Here is a 19,039-nt window from a genome sequence, read left to right as displayed (position 1 = left end):
TCAGCCCGCCAACGCGCTCAGCAGCTCGGGCCCGAGGATGGTCACGTCACCGGCACCGACAGTGAGCACGAGATCGCCTGGCTTCACGCGAGCCGCGACGAAGGGGACCGCCTCGGCGAAGGACTCCAGGAAGGTCACGTTCTCGTGCGGGACACGGTCGGCGATGAGCGCGCCGGTGACTCCGGGCACGGGATCTTCGCGCGCTGGGAAGACGTCGAGGACGACGACCTCATCGGCCAGACCGAGGGCCTGTCCGAATTCCTCCCGGAATTCCATCGTCCGCGAGTACAGGTGGGGTTGGAAGACGGCCCAGACCCGTCCCTCGTCGGTGACGACCCCGCGGGCGGCGCTGAGCACCGCGCGCACCTCGGTCGGGTGATGGGCGTAGTCGTCGATGACGCGCACGCCGGCGGCGATTCCGCGTTCTTCGAAGCGGCGGCGGGTGCCTCCGTAGCCGGCGAGACCCGTGGCCGCACGTTCGACATCTGCGCCGAGGCTGTGCGCCACGGCGATGGCGGCGGTGGCGTTGAGTGCATTGTGCATCCCCGGCTGCCGCAGTTCGACTCGCAGCTCGCCGTCCCGGCCGGGCAGGTCGAGGACGAAGCTCGAGCCGACTCCGGAGTCGAGGTCACGCAGCACGATATCGGCATCCTCGGACGTGCCATAGAGGACGACGTCGGCTCCCTGACTGCGGGAGTGCAGGGCGACGTCGTGGGAGCCGGGGTCGTCGGCGCAGGCGATGATCGTTCCACCTCGGGTCTGGATGCCGTCGCAGAACTCGATGAAGGCTTCGCGCACCTTCTCCGGGGTGCCGTAGTGATCGAGGTGGTCGGCTTCGACGTTCGTGAGGATGCCGATGGCCGGTTCGTAGAGGAGGAACGACCCGTCGGATTCGTCTGCTTCGGCGACGAAGACGTCTCCAGTGCCCAGATGGGCGTTCGTGCCCGTCGTCGACAGCACTCCCCCGATGACGAAGGACGGGTCGACTCCACAGGCCTGCAGCGCCACGGTGGTCATCGACGTGGTCGTGGTCTTCCCGTGGGTGCCCGCCACGGCCACGGCCCGCCGGTCGACCATGAGCGAAGCGAGTGCTCCGGAGCGGTGGAGGATGCGCAGTCCCCGGCGCTGTGCTTCGACGAGTTCGGGGTTGTCCTTGCGGATGGCCGATGAGATGACGAGAGTATCGGCCTCGCCGAGGTTGTCGGCCGAATGCCCGATCGTGACCGTGGCGCCCAGGGTCCGGAGAACGTCGACGACGTTGGATTCCTTCGCGTCCGAACCGGAGACGGTGACTCCGTTCATGACCATGATCCGGGCGATTCCGGACATTCCCGATCCGCCGATGCCGATGAAGTGGACGGCTCCGAGTTCGCCGACGGGAACGATGTTCGCGGGGCTCGTGTTCGCAGAGGTCATGGTCAGCCTTCCAGCGCGCGGTTGACGATGGCGGCCATGCGGGCCGCGGCATCGGTGGGGTAGTTGAGATGCAGTGCCGCCTGGCTCATCTGCGTCAGACGGGGCTGGTCGGCCAGCAGCGGCAGAATGGTGTCGACGACCGTCGACGGTGAGAATTCTGCATTGTCGACCATGAGTGAGGCACCGGCCGAGACGCTTCCGGAGGCGTTGAGGCGCTGTTCGCCGTTGCCGATGGCCAGGGGCACATAGACAGCCGGGACTCCGGCGACCGTGGCTTCGGAGACGGTGGCGGCACCGGAGCGGGCGACGAGCAGATCGGCGACCGCATAGGCCCGATGCATTTCGTCGACGTAGTCCACGACGTGGTAGTCGGGCAGTTCGGCCGCCGCCTCCCGCAGGGCCTCGCCCTTTCCGGCTCCCGTGATGTGGAGGACTTGGACGCCGGCCTCCTGACACGCGGTCGCGGTGGCCAGGAACGCTTCGTTGATCTTCTGCGCACCGGAGGAACCGCCGGTCACGACGAGGACCGGACGGTCGTCGCGCAGCCCGAGATCGGCACGGAACCCCGCGCGCTGTCCCGCGTCGCTGCGGTCGAGATCCGTGATCTCGGTGGGCATGGGCATGCCGACGAGGGTGGAGTTCCGCAGCTCGGTGTCCGGGAAGGTGATCCCGACGCGCCCGGTGGTGGTCAGTCGGGCGCCGAGGCGGTTGGCCATTCCCGGCTTCGCATTGGCTTCGTGGACGATCAGTGGGATCTTCGCCTGTTTGGCCGCGAGGAAGGCCGGCGGGCAGACGTAGCCGCCGACCCCGACGACGGCATCGATGCTGCGGGAGGCGATGATCTGCTTGACGGCGGAGATGTTGCCGCGGAAGCGTCCCGGGAACTTCAGCAGGGCGGGACTGATCGACCGCGGCATGGGCACCTTGTCGATGGTGAGCAGTTCGAACCCGGCGCGCGGTACGATTTCGGCTTCGAGTCCGTCGGGGGTGCCCAACGCCACGACATCCCAGTCGGGGTGCTGCCGGCGCAGCTCACGGCCGATCGCCAGCATCGGCGAGATATGGCCGGTGGTGCCTCCACCGGCGAGGAGGATACTCGTCATCTCATTTCCTTTTCTTGCGGGCAAGCACGGCGAGTGAGGATCGCAGACGTTCCTTGTTGGCGGCGATGGCCGCCTCGGCGCCCGGTTCGGTGCGAGCGAACGACAGCACCACTCCCACTGCGAGGAGAGAGGCGATGATCGAGGAGCCGCCGTAGGACACGAACGGCAGCGGCAGACCGATGACCGGCAGCAGTCCGGTGACGACGCCGATGTTGATTCCGGCCTGCCCGATGATGAGGGCGAAGAAGCCGGCAGTGGCGACCTGGACCATGAGACTGTTCGAACGCATCACCACGCGGACCATGGCGAAGCCGAGGACGGCGAAGATGAGAATGACGACGAGGGTGCCGACGAGGCCCAGCTCCTCTCCGATGATGGCGAAGATGAAGTCGTTGTGGGCTTCGGGCAGCCAGGACCATTTCTCACGGCTGGCGCCGAGCCCGACCCCCAACCATCCGCCGGAGGCCAGCGAGAACAGTCCGTGGTTGGACTGCCAGGCTTGGCCCATGGTGTCTGCAGCGCTCTGGTCCGCGTGACCGGTGAGCATCGCCTGGATGCGGTCAAGACGGTTCTGGGAGCTGAGGACGAAGAAGGTGACCGCCGCGGCGAGCACGCCGCCCAGGAGGATGAAGTACTTCATCGGGAATCCGCCGACGAACAGGCAGACGACGGCCATGGCCATGATGACCAGGCCGGTGCCGAGGTCGTTGCCGGCCACGACGAGTCCGGCGGCGCCGAGGACTCCGGGCACGACGGGGATCATGGCGTGGCCGAAGGTGGTCATCTTCCCGGCCTTCTGGGCGAGGATGAAGCCGAGCCACAGGGCGAGGGCGACCTTGAGGAACTCCGAGGGCTGGATCTGGAATCCGCCGAACCCGATCCAGTTCGCATTGCCCTTCGTCTCTTTGCCGAGTCCGGGGACGAAGACCGCCGCCTGCATGAGGAGTCCGCCGATGATGGCGAACCATGCGATCCGCTTCCAGAACTGCAGCGGCATCCGGCTCGCGATGTACATGAGGACGAGGCCGACCCCGGCGAACATCGCCTGTTTGTTGAAGTAGGCGAATGAGGAGCCGGCTCCCCCGTCGTAGGAAGTGATCGATGAGGCGGAGAGCACCATGACCAGGCCGAGTCCTGTGAGCAGGACGACGGAGGCGAGGATGAGGAAGTAGGTCGTCAGCGGGTGCGCGGAGAGACTGGAGATGTCATCGCGCAGATGGATCCATGCCTTCTTGAGCACCGAGGCGGTCTTGTTCTTCCCCGCGGCCTTCGCAGGCTTGTTCGAGGTGGCCTTCGCGGCACTCTTGCCAGACGTCTTCGCAGGCTTCTTCGCCGCCCCCGCCTTCGGTCTGGAGTCGCGTGCGGCAGATGCCGACCTGCCGGTTCCTGACGAGCGCCTGCCTGCGGTCGTCGTCGGCGCTGTCTTCGCGGCAGACGCTGTGCCGGCAGACTTCGCGTTTCGCGCCTTCGGTGCGGTCTTGACCCCCGTCTGCTGCCGCCCGGTCGTCGACCGTGACGTGGTCGACGTCGTCGGAGCGGATGCGGAGACAGACGTCCTCGCCAGCTTGCGGCGGCGGCGTTCATCCGCCTTCGCGGTGGTCTGCCGTCCCATCTCAGCGCTCCAGGTGCGAGTTGACGGCCTCGGCGAAGAGGTCGCCGCGAGTGTTGTAGTTGAGGAACTGGTCCATGCTCGCGGCTGCCGGTGCCAGGAGAACGGTGTCTCCGGCTTCGGCCAACCGTGCGGCTGCGTCGACGGCGGCCGCGGCGACGGCCTCTCCGCGGCGTTTCGGGACTCCGGAGTCCACGGCCAGGGCCGGTTCGATCCGGACGACTTCGAGGTCGGGGATGGTCGCGGCGATGGCCCCACGGTAGGCCGAGTCGTCCGAGCCGATGAGCACGAGTGCCTTGAGCCGTTCGCGGTGGTCGGCGAACAGCGAGGTGAAGTCGGCGCCTTTGGGCAGTCCCCCGGCGATCCAGATGATCGAGTCGAAAGCGGCCAGCGAGGCATTCGCGGCGTGGGTGTTCGTCGCCTTCGAATCGTCGACCCAGCGGATGCCGTCCGCTTCGGCGACGGTGACCATGCGGTGGGCGCCGAGCGAATGGTTCTGCAGTCCCGCGGCGATCGCCTGACCGGGCACGTCAATGGCGCGGGCCAGACAGGCTGCGGCCAGAGCATTGGCGACCTGGTGCGGGGCGGGCCGCGAACCCGCGACCCCGGTGGCCGTCGCCACATCGTCGAGGGAGGCGAGTTCGGCGGCCGATGAGTAGCGCTGCGGAATGAAGGCCCGGTCGACCAGCAGGTCCTCGACGACACCGAGCTCGCCGGGGCGAGGCACACCGGTGGTGAAGCCGATGGCCTTGGCCCCTTCGATGACGTCGGCGTCCTCGACCATGTGCAGAGTCACCTCGTCGGCGCAGTTGTACACGCAGGCGAGCTGCGCATTGTGGAAGATCTTCGCTTTGTCCGCCGCATAGGCTTCGGCGCTGCCGTGCCAATCGAGGTGATCGGGAGCGATGTTGAGCACGGCTGCGGCGTCGGCGCTCATCGACTCCTGCCAGTGCAGCTGGAAGCTCGAGAGTTCGATCGCGAGGACCTCGAGCCCGGGTTCGAGCACGGCTTCGAGCAGCGGGGTGCCGATATTGCCGCAGGCCTTGGCCTTGAGCCCTGCTGCCAGCAGCATCGATTCGAGCATCGTCGTGGTCGTCGTCTTGCCGTTGGTGCCGGTGATGGCGAGCCATTTGGCGTCGTTGGTGCCGCGGATCCGCCACGCGAGTTCGACTTCGCCGATGACCGGGATGCCGGCCTTCGCCGCGGCCGCGAGCACGGGCTGGTCCGGACGCCATCCGGGTGAGGTGACGACGAGGTCGAGTTCGCCCTCGGGCAGAGCTTCGACGTGTTCGGGACCCCGTCGGATGTCGACGTCGAAGACCTCGAGGATCTGCGCCTTCTCGCTCACATCGGCGGTGGCGTCGCCATCGATGACGATGACATCGGCGCCGCGTTCGCCGAGGTGGACGGCAGCGGGGAATCCCGTCACCCCGAGACCGGTGACGAGGATGCGCAGTCCGGCCAGGGATGAACTCGGTCCGTGCAGTGCGGCCGGGATCTCCTTGGTGGTGGGTTCATCAGCCAATGCGCGCCACCCAATCGGCGTAGAACAGGCAGATTCCGGCGATGACGAAGAGGGCGGCGATGATCCAGAACCTCACCACGATCGTCACTTCGGCCCAGCCCTTGAGTTCGAAGTGGTGCTGCAGGGGCGCCATGCGGAACACGCGTTTGCCGGTGGTCTTGAAGGAAGCGACCTGGATGATCACCGACAGGGTGATGATGACGAAGAGTCCGCCGAGGACAATGAGCAGCAGCTCGGTGCGCGACATGATCGCCAGTCCGGCGAAGGCACCGCCGATGGCCAGCGAACCGGTGTCGCCCATGAAGATCTTCGCCGGCGAGGTGTTGAACCACAGGAAGCCGAAGCAGGCCGCGGCCATGGCGCCGGCGACCATCGCGAGGTCGCGGGGGTCGCGCATGTAGTAGCAGGCGTTCGTGGCCTCGGACATGAGATTGCAGTTCTGGGTCGACTGCCAGGTGCCGATGACGACATAGGCGGCGAAGACGACCACCGAGGCGCCGGCGGCCAGTCCGTCGAGGCCGTCGGTGAGGTTCACCGCGTTCGAGACAGCGGTGACGATGAGGTTCGCCCAGATGACGAACAGGATGAGGCCGAGGATCGCCGAACCGAAGGCGAGGTCGAGGTTCGTGTCGCGGATGAACGACACCTTCGTCGACGCCGGGGTCTCACCGAAGGAGTTCGGGAACTGCAGCGCGAGCACGGCGAACGAGATTCCGACGAAGGCCTGGCCGATGAGCTTCGGCATGGGGCGCAGTCCCAGTGATCGCTGCTTCTTGATCTTGATGAAGTCGTCGAGGAAGCCGACGACTGCCAGTCCTGCGGCCAGCCACAGCACGAGCAGACCCGACGCTGTGGGCACGGAACCGGTGAACAGGTGTCCGAGCAGGTAGGCGAGCACTGCGGCGCCGATGATGACGACTCCGCCCATGGTCGGGGTTCCGCGCTTCGTCGCGTGCGAGGTCGGACCGTCGTCACGGACGAACTGGCCGTACCCTTTCTTGACGAGCACCCGGATGAACAGCGGTGTCCCGACGAGAGCGAAGATGAGAGCCAGGCAGGCTGCGAGCAGTACGGCAATCATTGGGCCCCCGATACTCCGGCGATTTCGTCTCCCAGATAGCGCAGACCGGCATCGCGGGAGGATTTGAACAGAACGATGTCGCCGGGAGCGAGTTCGGCGCTCAGAAGGTCCTTCGCCTCGGCCGCGGTGGCGACCCAGGCCGCCTCGTTGCCCCAGGAGCCTTCGAGGTTCGCAGCGTTGAAGATCGGCTTCGCGCCCTCTCCTACGACGATGGTGCGAGTGATGTTGAGGCGCACGACGAGTTCGCCGATGTCCGAGTGCGCGGACACCGATTCGGACCCGAGTTCGAGCATCTCGCCGAGCACGGCGAAGGTGCGACGTGGGCTGTTCTCCTCATCACCGCGGCCCATCGAGGCCAGGGTCTTCAAGGAGGCCCGCATGGATTCGGGGTTCGCATTGTAGGCGTCGTTGAGCACGGTCACGCCCGACGGCGAATCGATGAGCTCCATCCGCCAGCGACTGGCCGCCGAGGAGGTCGACAGCGTCGTGACGATCGACCTGGCCGCTACGCCGCAGGCGTGGGCGATGGCGGCTGCCGCCAGAGCGTTGCCGACGTGGTGCTCGCCGATGAGCGCCAGACGCACATCGCGGGGCTCCTCACCGGGCAGGGTGAGGGTGAACGTCGGATGACCGGAGGAATCCGTGGACACCGAGGTACCGCGCACGACCAGGTCGTCGGCACCGACCCATTCGGGCAGGGACTCACGCTGTGAGAACCACAGGGTGGTCACCTCTGGAGCGAGCACCCCGCGCATCGCCGATACGCGGGTGTCGTCGGCGTTGAGCACGGCGGTGGATCCGGCCGTCAGGGACTCCACGAGTTCGGCCTTCGCCCGCGCGGTGTTCTCGATCGAACCGAAGACTCCGGAGTGGGCGGTGCCCACGGCCAGCTCGACGGCGATATCTGGTCGGATGAGGCTCGTCAGATAGGCGAGGTTGCCGATCGACCGTGCGCCCATCTCGAGGACGAGGAAACGAGTGGTTTCGACCGCGCGCAGAGCTGTCAGCGGGACTCCGACCTCGTTGTTGTAGGAGTTCGGCGGCCACACGGTCTCCGCCTCACCCGAGAGCAGATCCGCGGCGAGGTCCTTCACCGTGGTCTTGCCGACGGAACCGGTGATCGCGATGACGGTGAGTTCGCCGTCTGTGCGCAGGCCTTCGATGCTGTGCTTGGCCAACTGGCCGAGCGCTTCGGTGGCATCGGCGACGACGACGACCGGCAGAGGTTCGTCGTCGATGGTGGGGACGGATTCGCCGATGATCAGGGCCGCTCCCGCCTCGACGGCGGCGGCGGCGAATTCGATGCCGTCGAAGCTCTCGCCTCGGCGGGCGACGTAGATATCGCCGGGTCCGACTTCTCTCGAGTCGGTCACCACACCGGCGGTCAATGGGGTCTCGGGGTCGATGCCGTACAACTCGCCGCCCAGGGCGGTTGCGATTTCGGCTGCAGTCAGTCGCTTCATATCATCTGTGAACTTTACCTGGTTGTGCGCCGCCCAGTCGCATGGACAGCGCTGAGCGTGTCCTGGCCCGGTCGTCGAAATCGGTGACCGTGGTGCCCACGGTCTGGCCTGTCTCATGCCCCTTGCCCGCGATGAGCACGGTCGCCGAGGCGTCTGCTTCGGCAATCGCCTCATCGATGGCGGCACCGCGGTCGGGGACCTCGATGATCTTTTTCACACGGGCCCGTCCCGCATCCACCTCGGCGTCGATTCCCTGCCTGATGGCTGCACGGATCGTGTCGGGATCCTCGGTGCGCGGATTGTCGTCGGTGAGAACGATCACATCGGCTTCACGTGCCGCCGCCTGACCCATGCCGAAGCGCTTGCCGCGGTCGCGGTCGCCTCCGGCGCCGAAGACGATGATGAGCTCATCGGAGTCGGCGTGGAGCGTCGCCAGCGCCTTCGCGATCGCGTCGGGGGTGTGCGAGTAGTCGACGATGGCCCGCGGCAGGATGTCCGGGTGGGATTCGCTCAGCGCCCGCGGACCGGAGACATCGATGATCTCCATCCGTCCGGGCACCGTGGCCACGAAGCTGCGGCCGATGGCATCGATCTCTTCGGCACTGACGCCGGCCTCGATGAGCATCGAGGCCGCCAGGGCCGTATTCGTGACGTTGAAATCGCCTGGCAGCGGTGAGCGGAGCCGGATGCTCTCCCCGTCGTCGAGGTGGAGCACGAAGTCCGAAACGCCTGGGGTGTGCTCGATGCGCCACTGGCTGCGTTCGTCTCGTCCCAACGTGCGCACGGGCACCTGTGCGGCCGCCGTCATCCGCTCGCCCCATTCGTCTTCGACGACAATGACGGCCTTGTCGGAGAATGTGCGGGTGAACAGCTGGGCCTTCGCCTCGAAGTACTCCTCCATCGTGTTGTGGAAGTCGAGGTGATCCTGGGACAGGTTCGTGAACCCGGCGACGCTGAAGTGAGCCCCGTCGACGCGGTGCTGGCTGAGCGCGTGGGAGGAGACCTCCATCGCACAGGTGTCGACCTCGGCCGCGCGCATCTTCGCAAACAGGGCGTGCAGTTCGGGGGCCTCCGGAGTCGTGCGCACGCTGGGCACCGTATCGCCGGCGATGAGGATGGCGACAGTGCCGATGACGGCGGTGCGGTGGCCCAGTGCCGCGAGCATCCCGTCGGCCAGGTAGGTCGTCGTCGTCTTCCCGTTCGTTCCGGTGACTCCGATGAGCTCCGGCACCGAGGTGGTCCCGTAGACGGCAGCGGAGACGAACCCGAGCACGGCGCGAGGTGCTTCGACGATGAGAGCGGTGACTCCGGCGAGCAGGTCCCGGTCCGCCTCGTCCGTGCCCAGCGCTTCGGTGATGAGATGCCAGCCGGCATCGTCGGTGAGGATGGCGTCGACTCCGGCGCGGATCAGCTCGGGGGCGAACTTCGCACCGTGGACGTTCGCGCCCGGCAGGGCGGCATAGAGCTGACCGGGTGAGACCGCACGCGAGTCGTGGGAGACTCCGGTGACCTCTGTCTCGGGGTCACCGTGGAGGGTGCCGGGTGCGATCGGCAGCAGCTGTGAAAAGCGCATCATTTCCATTCTCGGGCGGGCAGGTCGGGCTTCTGTGTCGACGGTGGGATCTTGAGATGCCGCATGGCGAAGCCCGCGACATCGGAGAACACGGGGGCTGCGGCCTGTCCACCGTAGTAGCCGTTCCGAGGACGTTGCAAAGTCACCGAGATCGCCAGTTCGGGATCTTCGGCGGGCAGGACGCCGACGAAGGAGGCGGTGTATCCGTCATAGCCTCCGCCCTCGGCTGCCGGTGCCTGCGCGGTGCCGGTCTTCCCTGCGACCCTGTAGCCGGAGACCTGGGCGGACTTGCCCGTGCCTTCGGCCACGACGCCTTCGAGCATCCGCAGGGTCTCGTCGGCGGCCTTCTTGCTGACGACGCGTTCCTTCTCTCCTGCGGGGGTGGAGATGGTGCGTCCGTTCGGGGAGATCATTCCGTCGACGAGGCGGGAGGGCACGTGGACTCCCCCGTTGGCGATGGTGGAGATGACGTCGGTCGTCTGGATCGCGTTCGCGGCCACACCCTGACCGAACATCACGGTGTACTTCGTACGTCCGTCCCACTCCTCGTACGGATGCAGGATGCCCGAGGTCTCGGCCGGGAAGTCGATTCCCGAACTGGTGCCGAAGCCGAACTTCTTCATGTATTCGTAGCGCTGGGCTTCGGTGAGTTCCTTGCCCGCCAGCACGGTGCCGGTGTTCGAGGATTGGGCGAGGATTCCGGCGAAGGTGAGCTTCTCGTCGGGGTGCTCGTGGGAGTCGCGGAACTCCTCGTCGTTCGGTGCCTTCCACTTGTCCGGGACGGTGAACTCCTGTTCGGGAGTGACGAGTCCTTGGTCGAGCAGCGCTGCGGCGGTGACCATCTTCGCGGTCGAACCGGGCTCGAACATGTCGGTGAAGATGCGCGAACCGCGGTCGGGGCCGTCGACCTTGCCCGGGGAGTTCGGGTCGACGGTGGGAGCATCCGCGGCGGTGATGATGCGTCCCGTCTTGATCTCTTTGATGACGATCGACGCGGATTCGGCTTCGTGCTTCTTCCGCTGCTCTTCGATGGCCTGCTGTGCGTAGTACTGCATCGCCGGGTCGATCGTCGTCTGCAGGCCCTGGCCGTCGACGGCGTCCTTCATGTTGTTGTCGCCGAGAGGGATGATCTCTCCGCGTGCTCCGCGTTCGTACTGCTGCTGGCCGTCCTTGCCCGACAGCTGTTCGTCATAGGCCGATTCGAGACCGGCCTGGGCCGTGCCGTCGGAGCTGAGGAACCCGACGAGGTTGCCGGCGACTCCGCCGGCAGGGTATGAGCGCACGGAGTACTCCTCGGCGGAGATGCCGAGGACCTCGAGCTTCTTCACCGCACGCCAGGTCTCCGAGGTCAGCCCCTTCGCAACGGGGTTCCATCGCTTGTCGCCGACGAGTTTCGGATAGAGGACACCGGGGTCGGTCTTCAGCGGCTTCGACAGGGCTTCGGCTGCGCCCCAGGCTCCGACGAGCTTGCCGTCGACTTCGTACTGGGCGACGTTCTGCTGATCGACGACGAGCTGGTAACGGGAGACGCTGTCGGCGAGCACTGTGCCGTCGGCGGCCAGGATCTGTCCGCGATCGGCCGGCAGGGTCCGAGTGACCAGGCGATTCGACAGCGCCTTCTCCGCCAGCTTCATCGAATCCATACCCTGGATGGATACGAGGCGGACGGAGGTGATGAGGAGGACGAGGACCGACACCGCGGCGATGAAGCCCATCCGCCAACGCAGATCGGGGCCACCGCCCTTGCGTTTCTTCTTCAGTCGGGTCTTGGCTGGGCCCATAGCTTGAGTCCTCGGTCCTTGGTGTGGTCGGCGAATGTGTCGGTCAGGCCGTTCCCTGGTCCCGGTGAGCTCGGACTACTTCGGCGCCTCCTGGCTCGGAGCCGCCACGTCCTGGCTCGGGCTGCCCCCGACGACCGGGAGCTTCTCATCCGATCGTAGATTGGGTCGGATGTCATCACGTGTATCGGCGCGCGGGCCGGGCACGACTGTGGGCTCTTTCTCACCGCTGACGTCGATTCCGGGGGCATCGATCATCTTCCCGGTCTTCGCGTCGAGGAATTCCGGTGAGGAATCACGGACGAGACCGAGCTCTTCGGCGGCCAAGGCGATGTTCTGCGGGGACTCACGGTACGAGTTGTCTTCGACGAGGCGGTCCTTCTGCTCGGCCAGAGCTTCCTTCTCACTCGTCAGCTGGTCGACCTTGTAGGAGGTGTTGGCGACGAAGATGTTGAGCAGCAGCACGGCCACGAGGGTGGCGAGAAGGATCCCCACGCACAGCATGGAGAAGGGCAGACGGGACTTCGGCAGTTCGAACTTGAGCAGCCGCAGCCTCGCCCCACCCTGCTGACCACCGGCCTCTTCGAACCGGCGCGGACGTTCGGGGAAGTTATGCTGACCGGCTCTTGCCGAGGAATTGCTCACGATCGTGCCTCCCTGATCTTCTGCACTGCCCGCAGTCGGACGCTTGCCGCCCGCGGGTTGGTCTCTGCTTCTTGCTCATCAGCCATTTCGGCGCCCCGGATGATCTCGGTCAGCCAGGGCTGGTGCTCTTCGGGCACGACCGGCAGATCCGGCGGCGCCGAGGAGGTCGTGGCCGCTCGGAAGGTCTTCTTCACGATCGTGTCCTCCAATGACTGGTAGGACTCGATGACGGCCACTCCCCCGATGTGCAGCGCTTCCAGTGCCGCCGGCAGCGCGGTGCGCAGCACCCCGAGCTCGTCGTTGACCTCGATGCGCAGGGCCTGAAAGGTGCGTTTGGCGGGATGCGACTTCTTTTTCGTCTGCGGGATCACTCGGGAGAGCATGGCCGCGAGCTGGTCCGAGGTCTCCCACGGGGTGTCGACTCGGTCGGTGACGATGATCTTCGCGATCTTGCCGGCCAGCTTCTCCTCTCCGTATTCGCGGAGGATGCGGCGCAGCTCGGATTCCGAGTAGGTGGCCAGCACTTTCTCCGCCGTGAGCTCCTGGGTGCGGTCCATGCGCATGTCCAGGGGCGCCGGCCGGGAGTAGGAGAATCCGCGTTCGTCCTCGTCGAGCTGCAGTGAGGACACTCCCAGGTCGAGCAGGATCGCGCTGATCTCTGAGATGCCGAGGTCGGCGAGGACCTCGGGCAGTTCGTCGTCGACTGCGTGGACGATATCGATGCGGTCAGCGAAGGGGGCCAGGCGTTTCGCGGCGATGTCGATGGCCTGCAGATCACGGTCGATGCCGACGAGGTGGACATCGTCGAAGGCCGTGAGGACGGCTTCGGCGTGACCGCCCATTCCGAGCGTGCCGTCGACGACGACCGGGGTGTGGCCCGCGCCCCTGGCGGCTTCGACGCCGACGCCGATGAGTTCGACCACGCGCGTCAGGAGCACCGGTACGTGCTGAGCTGTCATTCGTGGGTCCTTCATACGGGGGTGGTCGGGGGTGCGCTGCTGGAGCCAGAACCTTGACCGCCGTGGCCCTGCCACCGGGGAAGTGTGTCAGGACGTCCGAGCTTCGGAAACGGGGAAGTTCCCCGAAACTCGAGCACGGCGGGCAAGGATCAAACCCGAGCAGAATCAGATCACTCCGGGGATCACCTCCTCCTCGCGTTCGGCGAAGGCCTGCTGAGCGCCGACGAGGTAGTCCTCCCAGGTCGGTGCATCCCAGATCTCGACTCGGTTGCCCATGCCGATCACTGCGACTTCCCGATCGAGTGATGCGTACTGCCGCAATATGTTCGGGACCGTGATGCGTCCCTGTTTGTCCGGTTGTTCCGCAGATGCCGCCGACAGGAACACACGCTGGTAATCGCGGGCTTCCTTATTCGTCTTCGGCGCGTTCTGGATTCGCGCGTGCTCGGCTTCGAACTCCGTGGTGGGGAACAGGGTGAGGCAGTTCTCCTGGCCACGGGTCAGAACGAGTCCGGGCGACAGCTCCTCGCGGAACTTTGCGGGCAGGATGAGGCGACCTTTGTCGTCGAGCTTCTGCATATGAGTGCCCAAGAACATGTCGTCTCACCCCTTTCGAAACCCATCGGCTCCGATAGCAACCACAGTACTCCACTTCCCTCCACATATTCCAGCTTTTCGCTTCAACGATGCTCCTGACTTATTGTTTTCCCAGGTCAGATAGGTGGAGGAAAGTGGGGAAAATTTCTCGAAGGCGCGTCGCGGGAGTGTCGGACGCGGGAAGAACGGCGGGCCCGCGAAGGCGGTGGGCTGCCTCGGCGAGGACGATGAGAACGGCACAGATCCGCGAGAATCCGGGGATCACGGGCGAGACCCGCGCCGAGGTGGAGGCGAGTGGGGAGGAAAGTGGAGGGTCCGCGTGGAGGAAAGTGGGGAGAGTGGTGGGGAGTGGGGTGGGGCGCCTCGGGGAGGGCGTGGGAGTGGGGAGGAGAAGGGAGTGACGAAGCTGAAAGAAACTCGTGTGGCTGGGGTGCGGGCTTTAAGGGACAATGGAGGGTATGTCGACCAGCCAAGAAGGTACACAGACCAATTCCGTGATCGGCGCCGAACACATCGAGTGGGTGCAGAATCTGACCTCGCGGGCACGCACCGCGATGAACTCGGTGCTCGAGGGCAAGGATGAGGCCGTCGGCCTCTCACTCATCGCACTGCTCGCCGGCGGACATGTCCTCCTCGAAGACGTCCCCGGCGTCGGCAAGACCCTGTTGGCCCGTGCCATGGGCAAGGTCGTCGACGGTTCCGTGCGCCGCATCCAGTTCACCCCGGACCTGCTGCCCACCGACGTCGTGGGTGTGAACCTGTTCAACCAGGAGACTCGTCACTTCGAGTTCCGACAGGGACCGGTGTTCGCGAACATCGTCATCGCCGACGAGATCAACCGCGCGTCCCCGAAGACGCAGTCGGCGATGCTCGAGTGCATGGCCGAGGGTCAGGCGACGATCGACGGGCAGACCTATCCGATGCCCACGCCGTTCATCGTCGTCGCCACTCAGAATCCGATCGACATGGAGGGCACCTACGCTCTGCCCGAGGCGCAGCGCGACCGCTTCCTCACCCGTATCTCCCTGGGATATCCGGCGACGTCCGATGAGGTCGATCTGCTGGACAACCAGATCCAGAACGATCCCCTCGAGACCGCTGCCGCGGTGACGAACCTCGAGCAGATCACTCAGGCCCGCACCATCGTCCGCCATGTCTCCGCCAGCCGGCAGCTGCGCGAGTACATCGTGGCGATCCTCCATGCCACCCGCAACGATCAGGCGATCCTGCTCGGCAGCTCTCCGCGCGGCGGCGTCCATCTGCTGCGGGCGGCGAAGGCACGCGCGGCACTGTCGGGGCGCACCTTCGTCACCCCCGACGATGTGCAGGCTCTGGCCCCGTACATCCTCGCCCACCGCATCATCCCCCGCGACGGAGACGACGCAGATCTGGCTGCCGACCTCATCGGTCGGGTGCTGTCCCGCGTGCCCGTCTCGGCGAACCAGTGACCGCATGCGACTGAGCACTTCGGGCATCATCTTCGTCCTGGCCGGGGCGGCCCTGATCATCACGGCCTACCGCTTCGCGCTGCCTGGCCTGCTGCCGGCCGGTCTGCTGCTGCTCGGCCTGGTCCTGCTCTCGGCGCTGCTCATCCTGTGGGGCACCCGTCGGGTGTCGATCGCGATGAGCACGAACCTCCACGAAGTGGCGCTGTCTCCTTCGGGAGACCGCTACCCGCTGGCCGCCGAAGGCAAAGAGGTCGAAGTCCAAGCGCGCGTGACGAATGTCGGCCAGCTCGCGATTCCCGCCGCGACGATCGATTTCACTCCGGCCGAGGGATTCGGCGACTCCACCTCCGGTGATGTCCCGGCTCTGGCCCATGGTGCATCGCAGACGGTGCTGACGTCGTTCACCCCCAATCGCCGCGGTGTCTCCGGGATCGATGCGGTCCTCATCACCGTGTTCGGACCCTTCGGCCTGGTGAAGATGAAGAAGAAGGCCCACGGGGCCTTTCCCGTGGCCGTGTCCGTGCCGATCCTGCCTGCGCGCATCCCGCAGGATTCGTCGATCCGGCCCTCCCGCCTCGACGACGGCAAGGTCCGCACCGGACACACCACCCGGGACTTCCACACACGTGAGTACGTGCCCGGCGATGATCTGCGGCATGTGCATTGGCCCTCGACGGCGAAGTCCGGCGAGCTCATGGTCCGGCACGAAGCCGATGAGGAGACGCTCCATTCGCTCATCCTCATCGACCTCGTCGCCGATGAGGGCGCCGAGGAGCCGAGCGACCTCGAGATCGAGTTCCTGCTGGCCGCGGCGACCGCGGCCGGAACCGCGTTCCTCAAGGCCGATTACGAAGTCAATGTCGTCGCTCCCGGACACCAGATCAGATTCAAAGGAGCCCGCGAGATCGACAAGCTGCGTCTGCTCTCCGCCCTTGTGCGCCCGGGCAGGGTCGAACTGCCCTCGCACGACAACCCCAACCACATCGTCATCTGCTCCGTCGGCGACCAGCGCGGGCAGGAACTCGCCTCGCACTTCTCCCGCCGCGTGCCGGTGACTCTGCGCACGCTCAGCGAGATCGACGATCTGACGATGCTCGGTCTCAGCGAGGACCTGCCGGAGTCCTGGACGACGTTCGAGTCCAAGCGCTCTCGCAGCGGCACCGGTCGGACCTCGGCCGAACCCGGACCGGGAACTGCCGGTGCCGGCAGCGCGTCCGCGGCTCCGGGTGGTGCGAGCTCGACTCCGCAGGGGGTGCGCCGATGAGTCTGAATACTCCCGACACACGTCTGCGCGGAGCCGATTCCGAGTCTCCGGCGAACGGCTATTCGGCTCCCTCGTCGACGGGCGATGAGCGCCCGAGCACGGGCTGGCTCGAGGCGATCGTCGTCTTCGTCGCCATGGCCCTTAGCGCTGTCGCCGTATCGGCGGTGTTCAAGGACTTCGCCTGGGTCTCGCCCGTCCTGGTCGCCGTCGCCGTCGTCGTCATCGTCGGCGCCGTGTTCCGCACCGTTCCGGCACTGCGCTCGACCGGCACCGCGGTCATCGCCCAGTGCGTGGCCGGTCTCATCGCGGTCTTCATCGTCTGCGCCGGGGATTCGCTTCTGCTCGGGTTCATCCCGACCGGTGAGTCCTTCGGAACGGTGATCGATCTGCTCTCCGAGGGGGTCAGCGACCTCTACGCGACCGCTCCCCCGGCGGCGAGCACACCGGGCTTCATCGCGATGCTCACGATCGCTTTCACCCTCATCACGATCCTCATCGACGGCCTCGTCTCGGATCTGCGGGCACCGAAGGTCGGCGGTGTGCTGCTGCTCGTGCTGTGGATGATCCCCGTCTACTTCGCCGCGCAGGAGGTGAAGTGGTGGCACATCGTCGCGATCCTCGCGGCGTTCCTGCTGCTCATGCTCAGCCCCTATCTGCCCGCGACCCGGTGGCGCGGAGGAATGACGGCGATCCTCGCCGGAGCTCTGGCTCTGGCGATCGGCATCGGCCTGCCCCTTCTGCTGCCCCCGGTGCCCACCCTGCCCGACCGGGCCTCGAAGGGCCAGGGCGACCTGACGGTGACGAACCCATTCCTCAACCTGCGCCAGAACCTCGGCGACCGGGATGACAAGACGCTGTTCAGCTACCAGACGACGGACGAGGACGCGGATCCGATCCGGTTGACCTCGATCGATGACTTCGACGGTGAGAACTGGGCACCGAGCCCGTTCAGCCTCGATCCGTTCGCGATCGCCGCCGACGGAATGCCATGGCCCGCGGGGATGCCGCGGGACAAGAACTTCAAGGAGCAGACGATCAGCGTCGCCGTCGGCGACGACTACGACCAGCAGTACCTGCCGTCTCCGTATGCTCCGCAGCAGCCGAAGGACCTGAGTCGTCGGTGGATCTTCGACGAGAAGACCTTGACGGTCGTCGGCAACGGTGAGAAGACCGGTGGACTGCAGTATTCGATGGACTATCTGTCCCCGAATCCCGACGTCGAGGATCTGCAGTCGGCAACTCCGGTGTCCGAGAGCGACTTCGAGACCGAACTCGCCGTCCCCGACTCCCTGCCGACCAGCGTGAAGGAGACCGCAGAGCGGGTCACCGCCGATGCGGATAACCAGTGGGAGGCCGCAGTCATGCTGCAGGCGTACTTCCGCGGCGGCGATTTCGAGTATTCGCTCGATGCCCCCGAACGGGCCAGCGGCGACGCGATCTCGGACTTCCTGGCCGATAAGCAGGGCTACTGCGTCCAGTTCTCCTCGGCCATGACGATCATGGCCCGGACGATGGGAATTCCGGCCCGCATCGGCGTCGGATACGCCGGCGGGGACGAATCCGAGAACGGCGTCGATGTGAGCATGCAGGATTCGCATGCCTGGCCGGAGCTCTACTTCGAAGGTGCCGGCTGGGTGCGCTTCGAACCCACCCCAGGCGGTCCCGCCGGAGATCCGCCGAAGTGGACCCTCGCCGATGGCGCCGACCAGCAGGAGGAGGGCGACGAGTCGGAATCTGCGAGCCCGAGCGAAGAACCGACCGAATCTGCTTCGCCGACCGGTGGCTCCGAGGAACCCACCGAGGAGGAGACGAGCACTCAGGCCGCAGAGCCGGCCGGTTCGAACTTCGGCACTGTCTTCGGCATCGCAGCCATCGTGCTCGTCCTGCTGCTGCTCGCCGCACTGCCTGCGATCTGGCGTTCGATCCTGCGCTCGCGCAGGACGAAGGATCCGCAGAATCTCGAAGCGGTGTGGACAGAGGTCCGTGCTCTGGCCACCGACTACGGGCAGAGCTTGGATTCGAGTCGGACGCTGCGCTTCAACGAGCTCGTGCTCGCCGGTGCCGTCCCTGCAACCGGTGCTGCCGGTGCCTCTGGCGGCGGGGCTGCGGATGCTTCCAGCTCGGCTGGTACGGATGCCGGCTCCACGGCGCCAGAGATCGATCCGGACACCGGCGAACCGATGCGAAAGACCGCCGCCGAGGCGGCTGCCGGCTCCGGTGCCGCCGCTGAGAATGCCGCCGGTTCCTCGACGTTCGATCGTTCGGATGAACGGCTGCGGCGTTTGAGCAGCCCGGCCCCGTCGCGTCCGTCAGAGTCGGGTCATGATGACTCTGCGCTCGGAGCGTTCGTCGATGCCCTCGAAGCTCAGCGCTACGGTGCGGCTACCGAGGCGCTCGATGACTCGGAGGTGCAAGCGCTCGTCGACGAGGTGAGGACGGACTTGTCGGAGCGGGCCACGCCGGGCAGTCGGATCTCTGCGAAGATCTGGCCGGCCAGCCTGTTCAATCGTCCGAAATGACGAGGAGCTGACGATCCAGGCCGATACCTGGCGGTCCTGGTCGATGTGCGAAGAGGCGG

Annotated in this window: 14 protein-coding genes; 3 read left to right on the top strand and 11 right to left on the bottom strand. The window is 66.2% G+C overall.

The genetic code is table 11. The features are described from left to right. The 11 genes from murC to mraZ form a co-directional block, all read right to left on the bottom strand. Entirely contained in the window at positions 1 to 1,416 is a 1,416-nt protein-coding gene (murC, locus tag ACU4IU_RS16715; protein WP_446657372.1) for a UDP-N-acetylmuramate--L-alanine ligase, read from the bottom strand. 2 nt (positions 1,417 to 1,418) lie between these two features. Continuing rightward, complete coding sequence (gene murG / locus ACU4IU_RS16710) at positions 1,419 to 2,519, bottom strand: undecaprenyldiphospho-muramoylpentapeptide beta-N-acetylglucosaminyltransferase (RefSeq protein ID WP_446657371.1); 1,101 nt, start codon at positions 2,517 to 2,519, stop codon at positions 1,419 to 1,421. Position 2,520: 1 nt separating this feature from the next. Next, a complete protein-coding gene (gene ftsW, locus ACU4IU_RS16705) occupies positions 2,521 to 4,131 on the bottom strand; it encodes a putative lipid II flippase FtsW (RefSeq protein ID WP_446657370.1) in 1,611 nt (536 codons plus the stop codon). 1 nt (position 4,132) lies between these two features. After that, the gene (gene murD / locus ACU4IU_RS16700; protein WP_446657369.1) at positions 4,133 to 5,653 is read right to left on the bottom strand and encodes a UDP-N-acetylmuramoyl-L-alanine--D-glutamate ligase; all 1,521 of its coding nucleotides are present in this window, start codon (positions 5,651 to 5,653) and stop codon (positions 4,133 to 4,135) included. Beyond that, positions 5,646 to 6,734 carry a phospho-N-acetylmuramoyl-pentapeptide-transferase gene (gene mraY, locus ACU4IU_RS16695; RefSeq protein WP_139469765.1) on the bottom strand — a complete coding sequence of 363 codons (1,089 nt, stop codon included), beginning with the start codon at positions 6,732 to 6,734 and terminating at the stop codon, positions 5,646 to 5,648. Before mraY ends, murD begins: the two co-directional genes overlap by 8 nt. Then, positions 6,731 to 8,197: a UDP-N-acetylmuramoyl-tripeptide--D-alanyl-D-alanine ligase gene (locus ACU4IU_RS16690; RefSeq protein WP_446657368.1), complete on the bottom strand. Its 1,467-nt coding sequence runs from the start codon at positions 8,195 to 8,197 to the stop codon at positions 6,731 to 6,733. The genes mraY and ACU4IU_RS16690 overlap by 4 nt, the downstream gene beginning before the upstream one ends. 1 nt (position 8,198) lies before the next feature. Further along, a complete protein-coding gene (locus ACU4IU_RS16685; protein ID WP_259358848.1) occupies positions 8,199 to 9,770 on the bottom strand; it encodes a UDP-N-acetylmuramoyl-L-alanyl-D-glutamate--2,6-diaminopimelate ligase in 1,572 nt (523 codons plus the stop codon). Beyond that, the gene (locus ACU4IU_RS16680) at positions 9,770 to 11,551 is read right to left on the bottom strand and encodes a peptidoglycan D,D-transpeptidase FtsI family protein (protein ID WP_139908253.1); all 1,782 of its coding nucleotides are present in this window, start codon (positions 11,549 to 11,551) and stop codon (positions 9,770 to 9,772) included. The genes ACU4IU_RS16685 and ACU4IU_RS16680 overlap by 1 nt, the downstream gene beginning before the upstream one ends. Positions 11,552 to 11,626: 75 nt before the next feature. Then, complete coding sequence (locus ACU4IU_RS16675) at positions 11,627 to 12,193, bottom strand: hypothetical protein (RefSeq protein WP_139908254.1); 567 nt, start codon at positions 12,191 to 12,193, stop codon at positions 11,627 to 11,629. Continuing rightward, positions 12,190 to 13,152 (bottom strand): 16S rRNA (cytosine(1402)-N(4))-methyltransferase RsmH, encoded by a 963-nt coding sequence (rsmH, locus tag ACU4IU_RS16670; RefSeq protein ID WP_259358850.1) that lies wholly within the window; start codon positions 13,150 to 13,152, stop codon positions 12,190 to 12,192. Before rsmH ends, ACU4IU_RS16675 begins: the two co-directional genes overlap by 4 nt. A gap of 165 nt (positions 13,153 to 13,317) precedes the next feature. Further along, positions 13,318 to 13,749 (bottom strand): division/cell wall cluster transcriptional repressor MraZ, encoded by a 432-nt coding sequence (gene mraZ / locus ACU4IU_RS16665; protein ID WP_025777975.1) that lies wholly within the window; start codon positions 13,747 to 13,749, stop codon positions 13,318 to 13,320. A 458-nt stretch (positions 13,750 to 14,207) separates the two neighbouring features. Between mraZ and ACU4IU_RS16660 the strand changes: the two genes are divergently transcribed. The 3 genes from ACU4IU_RS16660 to ACU4IU_RS16650 are packed head-to-tail and all read left to right on the top strand — an operon-like array spanning position 14,208 to position 18,980. Then, positions 14,208 to 15,197: an AAA family ATPase gene (locus ACU4IU_RS16660; RefSeq protein WP_101546280.1), complete on the top strand. Its 990-nt coding sequence runs from the start codon at positions 14,208 to 14,210 to the stop codon at positions 15,195 to 15,197. Positions 15,198 to 15,201: 4 nt separating this feature from the next. Beyond that, positions 15,202 to 16,461 (top strand): DUF58 domain-containing protein, encoded by a 1,260-nt coding sequence (locus ACU4IU_RS16655; RefSeq protein ID WP_181271725.1) that lies wholly within the window; start codon positions 15,202 to 15,204, stop codon positions 16,459 to 16,461. Further along, positions 16,458 to 18,980: a transglutaminase family protein gene (locus tag ACU4IU_RS16650; protein ID WP_446657367.1), complete on the top strand. Its 2,523-nt coding sequence runs from the start codon at positions 16,458 to 16,460 to the stop codon at positions 18,978 to 18,980. Before ACU4IU_RS16655 ends, ACU4IU_RS16650 begins: the two co-directional genes overlap by 4 nt. Positions 18,981 to 19,039 lie beyond the last annotated feature (59 nt).

The organism is Brevibacterium sp. CSND-B09, assembly GCF_052906525.1.
Note: the sequence above shows the minus strand (reverse complement) of the source record. Positions and strands in the feature narration are given on the sequence as shown.

Bases quoted from the DNA above. Each gene is read 5' to 3' on its own strand.
- murC (WP_446657372.1), bottom strand. From the start codon at position 1,416: ATGACCTCTGCGAACACGAGCCCCGCGAACATCGTTCCCGTCGGCGAA.
- murG (WP_446657371.1), bottom strand. From the start codon at position 2,519: ATGACGAGTATCCTCCTCGCCGGTGGAGGCACCACCGGCCATATCTCG.
- ftsW (WP_446657370.1), bottom strand. From the start codon at position 4,131: ATGGGACGGCAGACCACCGCGAAGGCGGATGAACGCCGCCGCCGCAAG.
- mraY (WP_139469765.1), bottom strand. From the start codon at position 6,734: ATGATTGCCGTACTGCTCGCAGCCTGCCTGGCTCTCATCTTCGCTCTC.
- ACU4IU_RS16690 (WP_446657368.1), bottom strand. From the start codon at position 8,197: ATGAAGCGACTGACTGCAGCCGAAATCGCAACCGCCCTGGGCGGCGAG.
- ACU4IU_RS16685 (WP_259358848.1), bottom strand. From the start codon at position 9,770: ATGCGCTTTTCACAGCTGCTGCCGATCGCACCCGGCACCCTCCACGGT.
- ACU4IU_RS16680 (WP_139908253.1), bottom strand. From the start codon at position 11,551: ATGGGCCCAGCCAAGACCCGACTGAAGAAGAAACGCAAGGGCGGTGGC.
- rsmH (WP_259358850.1), bottom strand. From the start codon at position 13,152: ATGACAGCTCAGCACGTACCGGTGCTCCTGACGCGCGTGGTCGAACTC.
- mraZ (WP_025777975.1), bottom strand. From the start codon at position 13,749: ATGTTCTTGGGCACTCATATGCAGAAGCTCGACGACAAAGGTCGCCTC.
- ACU4IU_RS16660 (WP_101546280.1), top strand. From the start codon at position 14,208: ATGTCGACCAGCCAAGAAGGTACACAGACCAATTCCGTGATCGGCGCC.
- ACU4IU_RS16655 (WP_181271725.1), top strand. From the start codon at position 15,202: ATGCGACTGAGCACTTCGGGCATCATCTTCGTCCTGGCCGGGGCGGCC.
- ACU4IU_RS16650 (WP_446657367.1), top strand. From the start codon at position 16,458: ATGAGTCTGAATACTCCCGACACACGTCTGCGCGGAGCCGATTCCGAG.